Source organism: Streptomyces sp. R44, assembly GCF_041053105.1.
In the GTDB taxonomy this organism is placed as follows: domain Bacteria; phylum Actinomycetota; class Actinomycetes; order Streptomycetales; family Streptomycetaceae; genus Streptomyces.
Map to the genome: position 1 here is coordinate 5066737 of NZ_CP163444.1, position 14113 is coordinate 5080849.

At 72.2% G+C, this 14113-nt stretch carries 15 protein-coding genes, 3 tRNA genes and 1 pseudogene; 10 read left to right on the forward strand and 9 right to left on the reverse strand.

Annotation, left to right across the window (positions count from 1 at the left end):
* Nucleotides 1-38: 38 nt before the first annotated feature.
* The 4 genes from AB5J54_RS23630 to AB5J54_RS23645 form a co-directional block, all read right to left on the reverse strand.
* On the reverse strand, nt 39-1277 hold the full coding sequence (locus AB5J54_RS23630; RefSeq protein ID WP_369145919.1) for an APC family permease: 1239 nt from the start codon (nt 1275-1277) through the stop codon (nt 39-41).
* Between the two features lie 10 nt (nt 1278-1287).
* Complete coding sequence (locus AB5J54_RS23635; RefSeq protein WP_369145920.1) at nt 1288-1917, reverse strand: alpha-ketoglutarate-dependent dioxygenase AlkB; 630 nt, start codon at nt 1915-1917, stop codon at nt 1288-1290.
* Nucleotides 1914-2471, reverse strand: coding sequence for a methylated-DNA--[protein]-cysteine S-methyltransferase (locus tag AB5J54_RS23640; protein ID WP_369145922.1), 558 nt, complete (start codon nt 2469-2471; stop codon nt 1914-1916). The genes AB5J54_RS23635 and AB5J54_RS23640 overlap by 4 nt, the downstream gene beginning before the upstream one ends.
* A gap of 107 nt (nt 2472-2578) precedes the next feature.
* Nucleotides 2579-3070, reverse strand: a complete 492-nt coding sequence (locus tag AB5J54_RS23645; protein WP_030757368.1) for a YajQ family cyclic di-GMP-binding protein — start codon at nt 3068-3070, stop codon at nt 2579-2581.
* Between the two features lie 171 nt (nt 3071-3241).
* On the opposite strand from AB5J54_RS23645, the gene AB5J54_RS23650 reads away from it, so the two are divergent.
* Nucleotides 3242-3323, forward strand: a tRNA-Tyr gene (locus AB5J54_RS23650).
* Between the two features lie 89 nt (nt 3324-3412).
* On the opposite strand, the gene AB5J54_RS23655 is transcribed toward AB5J54_RS23650, so the two are convergent.
* Both AB5J54_RS23655 and AB5J54_RS23660 read right to left on the reverse strand, forming a co-directional pair.
* On the reverse strand, nt 3413-4069 hold the full coding sequence (locus AB5J54_RS23655) for an NAD(P)H-binding protein (protein ID WP_369145923.1): 657 nt from the start codon (nt 4067-4069) through the stop codon (nt 3413-3415).
* A gap of 2 nt (nt 4070-4071) precedes the next feature.
* Nucleotides 4072-5352 carry an amidohydrolase family protein gene (locus tag AB5J54_RS23660; RefSeq protein ID WP_369145924.1) on the reverse strand — a complete coding sequence of 427 codons (1281 nt, stop codon included), beginning with the start codon at nt 5350-5352 and terminating at the stop codon, nt 4072-4074.
* 206 nt (nt 5353-5558) lie between these two features.
* Between AB5J54_RS23660 and AB5J54_RS23665 the strand changes: the two genes are divergently transcribed.
* From AB5J54_RS23665 to AB5J54_RS23700, 8 genes and pseudogenes are all read left to right on the forward strand, one after another.
* A tRNA-Thr gene (locus AB5J54_RS23665) sits at nt 5559-5631 on the forward strand.
* Between the two features lie 44 nt (nt 5632-5675).
* A tRNA-Met gene (locus AB5J54_RS23670) sits at nt 5676-5748 on the forward strand.
* 88 nt (nt 5749-5836) lie between these two features.
* On the forward strand, nt 5837-6001 hold the full coding sequence (gene rpmG, locus AB5J54_RS23675; RefSeq protein WP_003956487.1) for a 50S ribosomal protein L33: 165 nt from the start codon (nt 5837-5839) through the stop codon (nt 5999-6001).
* Nucleotides 6002-6106: 105 nt separating this feature from the next.
* Nucleotides 6107-6559: a MaoC family dehydratase N-terminal domain-containing protein gene (locus tag AB5J54_RS23680; protein ID WP_317874077.1), complete on the forward strand. Its 453-nt coding sequence runs from the start codon at nt 6107-6109 to the stop codon at nt 6557-6559.
* Between the two features lie 2 nt (nt 6560-6561).
* Nucleotides 6562-6990 carry a MaoC family dehydratase gene (locus AB5J54_RS23685; protein ID WP_369145925.1) on the forward strand — a complete coding sequence of 143 codons (429 nt, stop codon included), beginning with the start codon at nt 6562-6564 and terminating at the stop codon, nt 6988-6990.
* Nucleotides 6991-7081: 91 nt separating this feature from the next.
* Nucleotides 7082-7651: a TetR/AcrR family transcriptional regulator gene (locus AB5J54_RS23690; protein ID WP_369145927.1), complete on the forward strand. Its 570-nt coding sequence runs from the start codon at nt 7082-7084 to the stop codon at nt 7649-7651.
* Nucleotides 7652-7735: 84 nt separating this feature from the next.
* On the forward strand, nt 7736-9205 hold the full coding sequence (locus AB5J54_RS23695; RefSeq protein ID WP_369145928.1) for an MFS transporter: 1470 nt from the start codon (nt 7736-7738) through the stop codon (nt 9203-9205).
* Between the two features lie 80 nt (nt 9206-9285).
* Nucleotides 9286-10359: pseudogene (locus tag AB5J54_RS23700) on the forward strand (UDP-N-acetylmuramate dehydrogenase); the annotation flags it as partial.
* Nucleotides 10360-10393: 34 nt separating this feature from the next.
* On the opposite strand, the gene AB5J54_RS23705 reads toward AB5J54_RS23700, so the two are convergent.
* A complete protein-coding gene (locus AB5J54_RS23705) occupies nt 10394-11026 on the reverse strand; it encodes an NAD(P)-dependent oxidoreductase (protein WP_369145929.1) in 633 nt (210 codons plus the stop codon).
* A gap of 87 nt (nt 11027-11113) precedes the next feature.
* Here AB5J54_RS23705 and AB5J54_RS23710 point away from each other — a divergent pair, with 87 nt between their 5' ends.
* On the forward strand, nt 11114-11710 hold the full coding sequence (locus AB5J54_RS23710) for a TetR/AcrR family transcriptional regulator (protein WP_369145930.1): 597 nt from the start codon (nt 11114-11116) through the stop codon (nt 11708-11710).
* On the opposite strand, the gene AB5J54_RS23715 is transcribed toward AB5J54_RS23710, so the two are convergent.
* Complete coding sequence (locus tag AB5J54_RS23715) at nt 11707-12723, reverse strand: adenosine deaminase (protein WP_369145931.1); 1017 nt, start codon at nt 12721-12723, stop codon at nt 11707-11709. The two genes, AB5J54_RS23710 and AB5J54_RS23715, sit on opposite strands and share 4 nt — an antisense overlap.
* Nucleotides 12724-12854: 131 nt before the next feature.
* Entirely contained in the window at nt 12855-14081 is a 1227-nt protein-coding gene (locus AB5J54_RS23720) for a pyridoxal phosphate-dependent aminotransferase (RefSeq protein WP_369145932.1), read from the reverse strand.
* Between the last annotated feature and the right edge of the window lie 32 nt (nt 14082-14113).

Sequence of the window (14113 nt, forward strand, 5' to 3'; positions counted from 1 at the left end):
ACGTATGCCCACAACGGGGTGGGCACCGCCCCTGCGGACTACGCGCCCGGTGGGACGGCTCGGCCTCGGCTTACGGCCCAGGCCACCACTCCCGCCGCCATGACCCCCGAGCCCGCCAGGACCGAGCCGACGGGGAGGGCGAAGGCGAGGGCGCCGCAGCCGGCGAGGCCGAGGGCGGCGAGGGGGCGGTTGCGGCCGCCCAGGGTCCAGGCGGAGGCGTTCGCGATGCCGTAGTAGACGAGCACGCCGAACGAGGAGAAGCCGATCGCACCCCGTATGTCCACGGTCGCCGCCACCACGGCCACCACCGCGCCCACCGCGAGCTCCGCGCGGTGCGGCACCTGGAAGCGCGGATGGACGGCCGCGAGGGCCGTCGGCAGGTAGGCGTCGCGGGCCATGGCCAGGGTCGTACGGGACACCCCGAGGATCAGCGAGAGCAGCGAGCCGAGCGCCGCGACGGCCGCGCCCACCGCGACCAGCGGCACCAGCCAGCCGGCGTGCGCCGCGCGGGCCGCGTCGGCGAGCGGTGCGGGGGAGGCGGCGAGGGCCGCCGGACCGAGGACGGTGAGGACGCCGACCGCGACGAGCCCGTAGACGACGAGCGCGAGGCCGAGGGCGAGCGGCACCGCCCGGGGGATGGTGCGGGCCGGATCGCGGACCTCCTCGCCGAGCGTGGCGATCCGCGCGTACCCCGCGAATGCGAAGAAGAGCAAACCAGCGGCCTGGAGCACGCCCCCCGTTGTGAGCTCTGTGCCGACCGTCGTGACCCCGCTGCCGCCCGCCCCGAAGGAGACCGCGACGACACATGCGAGCACCGCGAGGACCACCGCCACGATCACCCGCGTGAGCAGCGCCGACTTCTGAACTCCCCCGTAGTTGACGGCCGTCAGGGCCACCACGGCGGCGACCGCCACCGCGTGCGCCTGCTCCGGCCACACGTAGGTCCCGACCGTGAGCGCCATGGCCGCGCAGGAGGCCGTCTTGCCGGCGACGAACGCCCAACCGGCGAGGTATCCCCAGAAGGATCCCAGGCGTTCGCGACCGTACACGTAGGTGCCGCCGGAGGCCGGGTAGAGGGCGGCGAGCCGGGCCGAGGCCATGGCGTTGCAGTAGGCGACGGCCGCGGCGAGCCCGAGCGCCCAGAGCAGCCCCGCACCGGAGCCGGCCGCGTCCGTGGCGGGCCCGAGCGCGACGAAGATCCCCGCTCCGATCATCGAGGCGAGGCCGATCACGACCGCGTCGAAGAGGCCCAGGGAGCGGCGGAGTTCCGGTGTCATGCTCCGCACATTAGACGCTGAGGCCGGTCTCCCTGAGCGTGATGTTCAGGCGCCCGGTCAGGCCGAGTTCGGGTTCGGCCGTCCCCGGGAACACCTTGGGAACCCCGTGGTGAACCCACCGCGAAGCCCCGCCGAAGACGAAGAGGTCGCCGGAGACGAGGTCGACGTCCTGGTACGGCCTGCCGCGGGTCTCCTCGTTCCCGAAGCGGAACACACACCGGTCCCCGAGGCTCAGCGACACCACCGGCGCCGGGGAGCGCTCCTCCCGGTCCTGGTGCATCCCCATCCGCGCCCCCGGCGCGTAGAAGTTCACGAGCGCGGTGTCGGGCGTGAAGCCGCCGTGGTCCCCGTACGCCTCGACGAGCGCCTCCCGGCCCAGCGCGACCAGCCAGTCGGGCAGCGCGATCCCGAAGGTGTCGAGGTAGCGGTACGGCACCCACTGCCGGCCCAGGGCCAGCGACCGCACCGACATCACGCCGCCGCCGGGCAGCACCGTCTGCCGGTACGGGAAGGGCCCGCGCCCCCACTCCCGGCAGGCGTCCACCAGCTCCCGCTGGCGCGCGAACGGGAGCCACGCGGGCACGTGCACCGCCCCGGGCGCCACCGTGACCCGCTCGCGCGGGAAGAGCCCCTCACTCACACGAGCGCCCCTCCGAGGGGCCCTCCAAGGGCCCCGTCGAGCGCCCCTTCGAGCGCCCCGTCGAGCGCCCCTTCGAGTCCGAGGAGCCGCTCCTTGCGGTCGAGCCCGGCGGCGTAACCGCGGAGGTTCCCGTCGGCCCCGATCACCCGGTGGCAGGGCCGCACCACGAGCAGCGGATTGCGCCCGATCGCGGTGCCCACGGCCCGTACCCCGGCGCCGGCCGAACCGACGCGCCGGGCGATCTCCCCGTACGAGACGGTCGTCCCGTACGGGATCTCCTCCAGGGCCCGCCAGACGCGCCTCTGGAACTCCGTCCCGGCGTCACCGGCGAGCGGCAGGTCGAAGCGGTCGCGGCGCCCGGCGAAGTACTCGCCCAGCTGCCGTGCGGCCTCGGCGAACGCCTCGGGCGCGAGCGTCCAGCCGTCCTCGACCTCGACGGCGCCCTTCTGCCCCGGCAGGGACAGCGAGCGCAGCACGGCGCGGCCCCCTTCGGCGAGCTGTCCGACCAGGAGCATCTCGCCCAGGGGGCCGTCGACGTACGCGTACACGGTCATGACTGGTTCCTCTCCCCGCACGGGTCTTCCTCGGACCCAGTGTGCGGGGACCACCGAGCCCCGGGCTGGCGGTATTCGGACACGACCCTCACGACCTCACGACAGGGTCAGCGGTAGTTCACGAACTGGATCGCGAAGTCGAAGTCCTTGCCCTTGAGCAGCGCCTGCACGGCCTGCAGGTCGTCCCGGCTCTTCGAGCTGACGCGCAGCTCGTCGCCCTGGACCTGCGCCTTGACGCCCTTGGGGCCCTCGTCGCGGATGGCCTTCGCGACCTTCTTGGCGTTCTCCTGGGAGATGCCCTCCTGGACGGAGGCGAAGAGCTTGTACTCCTTGCCGGACAGCTGCGGCTCGCCCTCGACCTCCAGCGACTTCAGCGAGATGCCCCGCTTGATCAGCTTGGACTGGAAGATGTCGAGGATCGCCTTGACGCGCTCCTCGCCGCTCGCCTGCATCAGGATCTTCTCGCCCGACCAGGAGATCGAGGCGTTGGTTCCCTTGAAGTCGTAGCGCTGGGAGATCTCCTTCACGGCCTGGTTGAGGGCGTTGTCGACCTCCTGCCGCTCGACCTTGGAGACGATGTCGAAACTGGAGTCGGCCATGACTCGTGGCTCCTTGCTCGGATGCTTGGGGTACCCCCAAAGCCTAGGGGGTGAGCAGCCGGCCGAACCGCTGATCAATCCGGTGGCGAACCACCCCCCGGGATCAGGTATTGTTTACGTCGTTGCCGGGGAACACCGCAGAAACGCGGTGAACCAAGGCAGCGAACCCATGGCGATGTGCCCGAGTGGCCAATGGGAGCGGACTGTAAATCCGTCGGCTTAGCCTACCCAGGTTCGAATCCTGGCGTCGCCACGTGAAGAAGGTCCCCGGTGCTTGCACCGGGGACCTTCACTCGTTTCCGGGGGCGTTTCCGGGGGCGTTTCCGGGAGGGGCCCGAAGGGTCAGTTGCCGGCCACGTCCTTCACCGCGACCGAGAGCGGGACCGAACCGGCGATCAGCTCCAGGGTGAGGCCCGCGGTCGCCGGGGTGTCGAGGAGTTCGGCCAGGGTCGCGGCCACGTCGTCCCGGGGGACCGGGCCACGGCCCGTGTGGGCCTCCAGGCGGACCATGCCCGTGCCCGCGTCGTCCGTGAGGGAGCCGGGCCGCAGGATCGTCCACTCCAGGGCCGTACGGGAGCGGATGTCGTCGTCGGCCGCGCCCTTCGCGCGCAGGTAGGCGTCGAAGATGTCGTCGCCCGGGTGGGAGGCGTCCGCGCCCATCGACGAGACGACCAGATAGCGGCGCACGCCCGCGCGTTCCGCCGCGTCGGCGAACAGCACCGCCGCCGCGCGGTCCACCGAGTCCTTGCGCGCGGCGCCGCTGCCCGGGCCCGCGCCCGCCGCGAAGACGGCCGCGTCGGCGCCCTGCAGCACCGCGGCGACCATCTCGACCGACGCCGACTCCAGGTCGAGGGCGACGGGCTCGGCGCCCGCCTCCCGCAGGTCGGCGCCCTGTTCCGGATTGCGGATGATCCCCGCGACCTCGTGCCCCGCCGCCGAGAGCAGCCTCTCCAGACGCAGGGCGATCTGACCGTGTCCTCCAGCGATGACGATGCGCATACTCACGACCGTACGTCGGGTCCGGCCTGAGGGCTTCCCGGCCCGGGCGGCCGCTCCGGGCGCGCCTGACGCGGCAGGTCCAGGGCCGCCGCCGAGTCGCAGTACTCCCGCACCGCGCTCGTCCGTGCCACCACCCGCCCCCGGTGCACCACGATCCGGCTGTACGCGAGGGACAGCACGCCCGCCAGGCGCTCACCGCGCACCGCGAGCAGCTCCGCCGGGAAACCGGCCTCCACCCGCACCTCCGGCAGCCCCATCACGGCCCGCGCCTCCGCGCTCACCGCCCCGTACGCCTCCTGGGGCGACAGACCGCCGAGCGAGGCCAGCAGATACGCCGCCTCCAGCGGGTCCCCGCGCCCCACCGGGTTGGCCACGTCCCGCAGCGTCCCGCCGCCCGCCGCGACCCGCACGCCGGCCGCCCGCAGCAGCCGCACCGGCGCCGCCCCGCGCAGCTCCGTGCCCCCGCAGCCGCCCTGCGGCAGGCACACCACCGTCACCCCGGCCGCCGCGAGCCCGTCCGCGGCCCGGCGGGCCGCCTCGGACGGAAGCCGGGAGAGCCCCGCGCACGGCCCGATCGTCACCCCCGGCCGCAGCCCGCCGGCCATCGCCGCGAGCCGGGCCAGGCGCGCCGGGTCGTCCCCGTCGGTGTGCAGGTCGACCGGGACGCCGTTCTCGGCCGCCACCTCCAGGACCGCCTCCACGTACCCGGCCGGGTCCGGGTCGAGGTCCGGGCAGCCGCCGACCACGCCGGCGCCCATCTTCACCGCGTCCCGCAGCATCGCGAGCCCGTCCGCGCCCGCGACGCCCGTGAGCAGCCGGGGCACGGCGACGGCCGTCAGATCGGCGAGGCCGCGCAGCGAGCGCCGGGCCTGGAGCACGGCCTCCAGCGGGCCGAGCCCCTGGACGTCGCCGATGCGCACGTGCGCGCGGAGCGCCGTCGCGCCGTGGCCGAGCTGGAGCAGCGCCGCTTCGGTGGCCCGCCGCTGCACCTCCTCGGGGGCGTACGAGACGGGTCCCGGGGTGTCGGCGGAGAGCGCGGTGTCGGCGTGGGCGTGGGGTTCGGCGGCGGCGGGCAGCAGCAGATAGCCGGAGAGGTCGACCCTGGCGCCCGCGGCGGGAAGGCTGCCCGCGGTGCCGACGGCCTCGATGCGGCCGCCGACGAGCTTGACGTCCACGGTCCGTCCGTCGGTGAGCCGCGCGTGGGAGAGCAGGAGCGAGGTCGAGTCGGCGGTGGTGGCGGCCCCGTCCTCGGGCGGCTGGGGCTGCTTGCTGTCGGCTGACATCGGGCTCCTCAAGGCTCCTCAAGATCAAGATCACGCAGCGTGGGGCCGAGCCTAGGGGCGCTCGCAGCGCGCTTCGAGGAGGAGCGCAATAGTCGTACCGATGAGGCCACGAGTGGCGTACGGGACGCCTGGTGAGGGCCGCCGCGAGGCCGCGGAGAAACGGATTTGGGTGATGGGCCGGAGACCGTGTAATGTCTTCCTCGCTCGCCCCAATAGCTCAGTCGGTAGAGCGTCTCCATGGTAAGGAGAAGGTCTACGGTTCGATTCCGTATTGGGGCTCTGGTGAGAGGGATCCCGCCTTCGGGCGGGGTCCGGATCATCAAAGCGGTGTAGCTCAGTCGGTAGAGCAAGCGGCTCATAATCGCTGTGTCACCGGTTCAAGTCCGGTCACCGCTACAGACAGTAGCCGATTGTGGGGTCGGTCCTTCGATCGGCTACTCTTCTATGCGTTCATCCGTCCATCCGTCCGTCAAGGAGCACTCACGTGGCTGCCACCGACGTCCGCCCGAAGATCACGCTGGCCTGCGTGGAGTGCAAGGAGCGGAACTACATCACCAAGAAGAACCGGCGTAACAACCCGGACCGTCTTGAGATGAAGAAGCACTGCCCTCGCTGCAACTCGCACACTGCGCACCGCGAGACGCGCTAATCAGGCTCGTACACGAGGCCGTCCCCACTCGGGGGCGGCCTCGTGTCGTTTGTCGGCTCCCCCCGACAGGCATCGGCAACGAATTCAGCAGGAGGTATCGAGTCCATGGCGCTCGACCAGTCCTTCGTGGGCCGGACCTATCCGCCCACCGCGCCCTACGAGGTCGGCCGCGAGAAGATCCGCGAGTTCGCCGAGGCGATCGGTGACGCCAATCCCGCGTACACCGACACCGAGGCGGCCAAGGCGCTCGGACATTCCGATGTGATCGCTCCGCCCACTTTCGTGTTCGCCATCACATTCAAGGCGGCCGGCGCCGTCATCGAGGACCCGCAGCTGGGCCTCGACTACAGCCGCGTCGTCCACGGCGACCAGAAGTTCGCCTACACCCGGCCCGTGCGCGCCGGGGACCGGCTCTCGGTCACCTCCACCATCGAGGCGATCAAGTCCCTCGCCGGCAACGACATCCTCGACATCCGGGGCGAGGTCCACGACGCCTCCGGCGAGCACGTCGTCACCGCCTGGACCAAGCTCGTCTCCCGCGCGCCCGAGGGGGTCTGACCATGACCGCGAAGATCGCCTACGACGAGGTCGAGGTCGGCACCGAGCTGCCCGCGCAGACCTTCCCCGTGACCCGCGCCACGCTCGTGCAGTACGCCGGAGCCTCCGGGGACTTCAACCCGATCCACTGGAACGAGAAGTTCGCGGTCGAGGTCGGCCTCCCGGACGTCATCGCCCACGGCATGTTCACCATGGCCGAGGCGATCCGCGTCGTCACCGACTGGGCCGGCGACCCCGCCGCCGTCGTCGAGTACGGCGTCCGCTTCACCAAGCCGGTCGTCGTCCCCAACGACGACAAGGGCGCCGAGATCGAGGTCTCCGCCAAGGTCGCCGCCAAGCTGGACGACCGGCAGGTGCGGGTCGACATCACGGCCATGAGCGCCGGGCAGAAGGTCCTGGGCATGAGCCGGGCCGTCGTCAGGCTCGCGTAGCACGGCCGGGGAGAACGGGGAGGGGCGGCCGCGGAAAGCGGCCGCCCCGATCCCCTTGACCAAGTTAGTGATTGAGTACTAACTTGGTCGCATGGTCAGGATGAGTGCGGAGGAGCGGCGCGAGAGCGTCATCCGCGCGGCGATGAGCGAATTCAGCCGCGGCGGCTACTACGGCACCTCCACCGAGGCGATCGCCAAGCGCGTCGGTGTCTCGCAGCCGTATCTCTTCCGGCTCTTCCCGGGCAAGAAGGCCATCTTCCTGGCCGCCTCCGAGCGCTGCATCAGCGACACCGTCCGCGTCTTCGAGGAGGCCGCGGAAGGGCTGTCCGGCGAGGAGGCCCTGCACGCCATGGCCAACGCGTACACCCGGATCATCGCCGAGGACCCCGACCGGCTCCTGATGCAGATGCAGGTGTACGTGACCGTCGCCGCCGCCGAGGCGGCCGGTGACCACGAGTTCGGCGAGGCCGTCCGGGCCGGCTGGACGGTGCTCTGGGAGACCGTCCACCTCGCGCTCGGCGCCGAGGCCGAGGAGACCACGACCTTCCTGGCGTACGGGATGCTCATCAACACCCTCGTCGCCATGGGCTTTCCGCCCGAGCACCGGGTCTGGGAGGGGTTCTACCCCTCCGCCCGCCGCCTCGGCCGGCTGGAGAAGTAGCGCCGCCCGCGTTCGCGCGTCCCGGCTTTTTCATGAGCGCGAAAGTTAGTCAGTGATAACTAACATGAGATCTGAGGGGCAGAAATGACTCAGCCAGCAGCCCGCCGCGGTTCCGCCGCCTGGGCCCTCGTCATCACCAGCGTCGCCGGCTTCATGGCGGCCCTCGACAACCTCGTCGTCACCACCGCCCTCCCCTCCATCCGCGAGGACCTCGGGGGAGCGCTGGACGACCTCGAATGGACGGTGAGCGCCTACACCCTCACCTTCGCCGTCCTGCTCATGTTCGGAGCCGCCCTCGGTGACCGCTTCGGCCGTCGCCGGCTCTTCGTCGCCGGCCTCGCCGTCTTCACCGGCGCCTCCGCCGCGGCCGCGCTCGCCCCCGGCATCGACGCCCTGATCGCCGCCCGCGCCGTCCAGGGCGTCGGTGCCGCGATCATGATGCCGCTCACCCTCACCCTGCTCACCGCGGCCGTCCCGGCCGCCAGACGAGGGATGGCCTTCGGTATCTGGGGCGCCGTCAACGGCCTCGCCGTCGCCTCCGGTCCGCTCATCGGCGGCAGCCTCACCGAACACATCTCCTGGCAGTGGATCTTCTGGCTGAACGTCCCGCTCGGCCTCGCCCTCCTGCCGCTCGCCCGGCTGCGCCTCGCCGAGTCGCACGGCGCCGGAGCCCGCCTCGACATCGCCGGCACGCTCCTCGCCAGCGGCGGCCTTTTCGGCATCGTGTACGGGCTGATCCGCGGCCCGATCGACGGCTGGACCTCCGCCTCCGTCCTCACCGGACTGATCGCCGGCTCCGCGCTCATCGGCGGATTCATCCACCACGGCATCCACAACAAGGCGCCGATGCTGCCCATGCGGCTCTTCCGCAACCGCGCCTTCTCCGGCATCAACGCGGCCAGCCTGCTGATGTTCCTCGGCATGTTCGGCTCGATCTTCCTGCTCAGCCAGTACATGCAGGGCGTTCTCGGCTACTCGCCCACCGAGGCGGGGCTGCGGATGCTGCCCTGGACCGGCATGCCGATGATCGTCGCGCCGATCGCGGGCGCCCTCTCCGACCGGATCGGCGGCCGCCCGGTCGTCGCCGCGGGCCTCGCCCTCCAGGCGCTCGGCCTGGCCTGGTTCGCGCTCGTCCTGACGCCCGACGCCTCGTACGCCGTCCAGCTCCCCGCCCTCGTCGTGAGCGGCATCGGCATGGCGCTGTACTTCGCACCCGCGGCCAACCTCGTGATGTCCAGCGTCCGTCCGTCCGAGCAGGGCATCGCGTCCGGTGCCAACAACGCACTGCGCGAGGTCGGCGGCGCGCTCGGCGTCGCCGTGATGGCCTCGATCTTCGCCGCGCAGGGCGGGTACGAGTCGGGCCAGAGCTTCGTCGACGGCCTGGTGCCCGCGCTGTGGGTCGGCGCCGGGGCGGTGGCCCTCGGCGCGGCGGCGGTGCTCTTCGCCCCGTCACGGCGCCAGGAGGCGCGACGGAAGGCGGAGGCACAGGCCGAGGCGCAGACCGAGGCCGGGACGGAGTCCGAAGGCGGGAAGCGACGTCTGATCGACGCGTGACAGCGCCCGCGGCACCGCGCCGTGGCCGGCCCCGCCACCCCCGGCGGGGCCGTCGTCTTTTCTCCTGCCGCGGGCGCGCCCGTACGCTTGAGCCCGTGCAGCAGATCGCAGACGCCCCCCTCGCGCCCCTGACCACCTTCCGGCTCGGCGGGCCCGCCACCCGGCTCGTCACCGCCACCACCGACGACGAGGTGGTCGCCGCCGTCCGTGCGGCCGACGCCGCCGGGACCCCGCTGCTGATCATCGGCGGCGGATCCAACCTGGTCATCGGGGACAAGGGCTTCGACGGCACGGCGCTGCGCATCGCCACCACCGGCTTCCACCTGGACGGCACCCGCCTGGAGCTCGCCGCCGGCGAGGTCTGGACGGACGCCGTGGCCCGGACCGTCGAGGCCGGGCTCGCCGGGATCGAGTGCCTGGCCGGCATCCCCGGCTCGGCCGGCGCGACCCCCATCCAGAACGTCGGCGCCTACGGGCAGGACGTCTCCGCCACCGTCACCGAGGTCGTCGCCTACGACCGGCGCGCCGAGGAGACCGTCACCCTCACGAACGCCGAGTGCGCCTTCTCGTACCGGCACAGCCTCTTCAAGGACCAGCCCGACCGGTACGTCGTGCTGCGGGTCCGCTTCGAGCTCGAGGACGCCGACGGGCTCTCCGCGCCGGTCAAGTACGCCGAGACCGCCCGCACCCTGGGCGTCGAGGCCGGGGACCGGGTGCCGCTGGCCACCGCCCGCGAGACCGTGCTGCGGCTGCGCGCCGGCAAGGGCATGGTCCTGGACCCGGAGGACCACGACACCTGGTCCGCGGGCTCCTTCTTCACCAACCCGATCCTCACGGCGGGGGAGTACGAGACCTTCCTCGCGCGCGTGGCCGGGAGGCTCGGCCCGGACGTCACCCCGCCGGCCTTCCCGGCGGGCGAGGACGGCGCCGTGAAGACCTCGGCGGCCTGGCTGATCGACAAGGCCGGCTTCACCAAGGGGTACGGCTCCGGGCCCGCCCGGATCTCCACCAAGCACACGCTCGCCCTGACCAACCGCGGCGAGGCGACCACCGAGGACCTCCTCGCCCTCGCCCGCGAGGTCGTCGCCGGGGTACGGGACGCCTTCGGGATCACCCTGGTCAACGAGCCGGTGACCGTGGGCGTCGAGCTCTAGGCCGTCGCGAGATCCGGAAGGGACGGCCCAGCGCCTAGTACGCGACGCCGACGCCCTGCCTGACCGTCGCGGGGTCGTCGATCATCGCCAGCATCGCGTGCGCCACGTCCGCGCGGGCCAGCGAGCGGCCCCGGGACGGGGTGCCGCCGACGACCCTGCGGTACCGGCCGGTGCCCGGCTTGTTCGTCAGCTTGGGCGGGCGTACGGAGGTCCAGTCGGCCTCGCTCGCGGCGAGGTCCGACTCCATGACCCGCAGATCGGCGTAGACGTCCTTCAGGACGTTGTTGATGATCGCCAGGACCGCCTTGTCGACCAGGGCCTGGCCGTCCGGGACCGGGCCCAGCGGGGCCGCGCTGACCACCAGGAGCCGGCGCGTCCTCTCGGCCTCCATCGCCGTGAGCACCGAGCGGGTCAGCCGGGCCGCCACGCCCGCGTCCGCCCGGGTCCGGGCGCCGAGGCCCGAGAGCACCGCGTCCCGTCCCGCCACGGCACCGCGCAGGGCCTCCGGGTCGGACAGGTCGGCCCGCAGGACCGTCAGGCGCGTGCCCGTCGCGGTGAGCCGTGCCGGGTCCCGTACCACCGCCGTCACCTCGTGGCCCGAGGCCAGGGCCTGCCGGACGACCTCCTGGCCGATGCCGCCGGTCGCACCGAAGACTGTGAGCTTCATGTCGCACCCTCCCGGGGTGGGTAAGTGTTCACTCACCCCCAGGGTGAGTGGATACTCACTCAGACGTCAAGCGTGGCTGGAGGATGCATGGAACAGAGGCCGACCCGGACCCGGATCGTCGACGCCGCCCGTGACCTCATGCGGACGGCGGGGCTCGCCCGCACCACCACCAAGGAGATCGCCAAGGCGGCCGGCTGCTCGGAAGCCGCGCTCTACAAGTACTTCAGCAGCAAGGAAGAGCTCTTCCTGACCGTCCTGAACGAGCGCCTGCCCCAGCTCGCCGGACTCCTCGGCACGCTCGTCGCCGACCCGGGCGGCCGCACCGTCGAGGAGAACCTCACCGAGGTCGCCCGGCAGGCCGCGCTCTTCTACGAGCAGACCTTCCCGGTCGTCGCCTCCCTCTACGCCGAACCGCAGCTCAAGCGGCGCCACGAGGAGGCCATGCGCACCTACGGCAGCGGCCCCCACAAGCCCATCGAAGGCCTCGCCGCCTATCTCCGCGCCGAGCAGCGGCACGGCCGCATCAGCCCCGACGCCGACCCGGTGGCCGCCGCCTCCCTGCTCCTCGGGGCCTGTGTGCAGCGCTCCTTCGCCTGGGAGATGAGCCCGGACCGCCGGCCCCCGGACTCCCTCGACCACTTCGCGCGCACGCTCGCCCGCACCCTGCTCCGCGGGATCGGCTAGGCGATCCAGTCGTCGATCCCCGCCAGGAGCTTCGCCCTGACGTCCTCCGGCGCCGCCGAGCCCCGCACCGACTGACGGGCCAGCTCCGCCAGCTCCGCGTCCGTGAACCCGTGGTGCCGCCGCGCGATCTCGTACTGGGCGGCGAGGCGCGAGCCGAAGAGGAGCGGGTCGTCGGCGCCCAGGGCCATCGGGACGCCCGCCTCGAAGAGGGTCCGCAGCGGGACGTCCTCGTGCTTCTCGTACACCCCGAGCGCCACGTTCGACGCCGGGCACACCTCGCAGGTCACGCCCTTCTCGGCGAGCTTCCGCAGCAGTCGCGGGTCCTCCGCCGAGCGCACCCCGTGGCCGACCCGCGACGCCCGCAGATCGTCCAGGCAGTCCCGTACCGACGAGGGGCCCGTCAGCTCGCCGCCGTGCGGGGCCGCCAGCAGGCCGCCCTCGCGCGCGATCGCGAAGGCCCGGTCGAAGTCCCGGGCCATGCCCCGCCGCTCGTCGTTGGAGAGCCCGAAGCCGACCACGCCCCGGTCCGCGAACCGCACCGCGAGCCGGGCCAGGGTCCGCGCCTCCAGGGGGTGCTTCATCCGGTTCGCCGCCACCAGGACCCGCATCCCGAGCCCGGTCTCCCGCGAGGCCGAGTCGACCGCGTCCAGGATGATCTCCAGAGCCGGGATCAGACCGCCGAGATGTGGGGCGTACGAGGTGGGGTCGACCTGGATCTCCAGCCACCCCGAGCCGTCCCTGACGTCCTCCTGGGCCGCCTCCCGGACGAGCCGCTGGATGTCCTCCGGCGCGCGCAGGCAGGAGCGGGCGATGTCGTAGAGCCGCTGGAAGCGGAACCAGCCGCGCTCGTCGGTCGCCCTCAGCTTGGGAGGCGTACCGCTGCTCAGCGCCTCCGGGAGATGCACGCCGTACTTGTCGGCCAGCTCGATCAGCGTCGTGGGCCGCATCGAGCCGGTGAAGTGCAGGTGCAGATGGGCCTTGGGCAACAGGGTGAGATCGCGTACATGCTCCATTGGCCGATACTGCCGCACCCGAATGGACGAATACAGTCCGTTTCCCCGATCGGGACCTTGCTAGAACGCAAAAACGGGCCCCCGGTTCCGGAGAACCGGGGGCCCGCAGTCCCCGAATTCGGGGACTGGGATCAGTCCCGCGCCTCGGCGAGCAGCTTCTGGATCCGGGACACGCCCTCCACCAGGTCCTCGTCACCGAGCGCGTACGAGAGCCGCAGGTAGCCCGGGGTGCCGAAGGCCTCGCCCGGGACGACCGCGACCTCGGCCTCGTCCAGGATCAGCGCGGCGAGGTCGACCGAGGTCTCCGGGCGCTTGCCGCGGATCTCCTTGCCGAGCAGCCCCTTCACCGACGGGTACACGTAGAACGCGCCCTCCGGGGTCGGGCAGAGGACGCCCTCGATCTCGTTGAGCATCCGCACGATCGTCTGGCGGCGGCGGTCGAAGGCCTTGCCCATCTCCTTGACCGCGTCCAGGTTCCCGGAGACGGCGGCGAGCGCGGCCACCTGCGCCACGTTGGAGACGTTGGACGTGGCGTGCGACTGCAGGTTGGTCGCGGCCTTGACGACGTCCTTCGGGCCGATGATCCAGCCCACGCGCCAGCCCGTCATCGCGTACGTCTTCGCCACGCCGTTGACGACGATGCACTTGTCGCGCAGCTCCGGCAGGACGGCCGGGAGCGAGACGGCGGAGGCGTCGCCGTAGACCAGGTGCTCGTAGATCTCGTCCGTGAGGACCCACAGGCCGTGCTCGACGGCCCAGCGGCCGATCGCCTCGGTCTCGGCCTCGCTGTAGACGGCACCCGTCGGGTTCGAGGGGGAGACGAAGAGGACGACCTTGGTCTTCTCCGTGCGCGCCGCCTCCAGCTGCTCCACCGAGACCCGGTAGCCGGTGGTCTCGTCGGCGACGACCTCCACCGGGACACCGCCCGCGAGGCGGATCGACTCGGGGTACGTCGTCCAGTACGGCGCCGGGACGATGACCTCGTCGCCCGGGTCGAGGATCGCGGCGAAGGCCTCGTAGATCGCCTGCTTGCCGCCGTTGGTCACCAGGACCTGGGAGGCGTCGATCTCGTAACCGGAGTCGCGCAGCGTCTTGGCGGCGATCGCGGCCTTCAGCTCGGGCAGACCGCCGGCCGGCGTGTAGCGGTGGTACTTCGGGTTCTTGCAGGCCTCGACGGCCGCGTCGACGATGTAGTCCGGGGTCGGGAAGTCGGGCTCACCCGCGCCGAAACCGATCACCGGGCGCCCGGCGGCCTTGAGGGCCTTGGCCTTGGCGTCGACGGCGAGGGTGGCGGACTCGGAGATCGCACCGATCCGGGCGGAGACCCGACGCTCGGTGGGAGGGGTAGCAGCGCTCATACGGCCCATCGTCCCAGACCACGTCGAGGCCC

Bases quoted from the DNA above. Each gene is read 5' to 3' on its own strand.
- AB5J54_RS23630 (WP_369145919.1), bottom strand. From the start codon at position 1,277: ATGACACCGGAACTCCGCCGCTCCCTGGGCCTCTTCGACGCGGTCGTG.
- AB5J54_RS23695 (WP_369145928.1), top strand. From the start codon at position 7,736: ATGACTCAGCCAGCAGCCCGCCGCGGTTCCGCCGCCTGGGCCCTCGTC.
- AB5J54_RS23640 (WP_369145922.1), bottom strand. From the start codon at position 2,471: ATGACCGTGTACGCGTACGTCGACGGCCCCCTGGGCGAGATGCTCCTG.
- AB5J54_RS23645 (WP_030757368.1), bottom strand. From the start codon at position 3,070: ATGGCCGACTCCAGTTTCGACATCGTCTCCAAGGTCGAGCGGCAGGAG.
- AB5J54_RS23720 (WP_369145932.1), bottom strand. From the start codon at position 14,081: ATGAGCGCTGCTACCCCTCCCACCGAGCGTCGGGTCTCCGCCCGGATC.
- AB5J54_RS23655 (WP_369145923.1), bottom strand. From the start codon at position 4,069: ATGCGCATCGTCATCGCTGGAGGACACGGTCAGATCGCCCTGCGTCTG.
- AB5J54_RS23685 (WP_369145925.1), top strand. From the start codon at position 6,562: ATGACCGCGAAGATCGCCTACGACGAGGTCGAGGTCGGCACCGAGCTG.
- AB5J54_RS23690 (WP_369145927.1), top strand. From the start codon at position 7,082: ATGGTCAGGATGAGTGCGGAGGAGCGGCGCGAGAGCGTCATCCGCGCG.
- AB5J54_RS23705 (WP_369145929.1), bottom strand. From the start codon at position 11,026: ATGAAGCTCACAGTCTTCGGTGCGACCGGCGGCATCGGCCAGGAGGTC.
- AB5J54_RS23715 (WP_369145931.1), bottom strand. From the start codon at position 12,723: ATGGAGCATGTACGCGATCTCACCCTGTTGCCCAAGGCCCATCTGCAC.
- AB5J54_RS23710 (WP_369145930.1), top strand. From the start codon at position 11,114: ATGGAACAGAGGCCGACCCGGACCCGGATCGTCGACGCCGCCCGTGAC.
- AB5J54_RS23680 (WP_317874077.1), top strand. From the start codon at position 6,107: ATGGCGCTCGACCAGTCCTTCGTGGGCCGGACCTATCCGCCCACCGCG.
- AB5J54_RS23660 (WP_369145924.1), bottom strand. From the start codon at position 5,352: ATGTCAGCCGACAGCAAGCAGCCCCAGCCGCCCGAGGACGGGGCCGCC.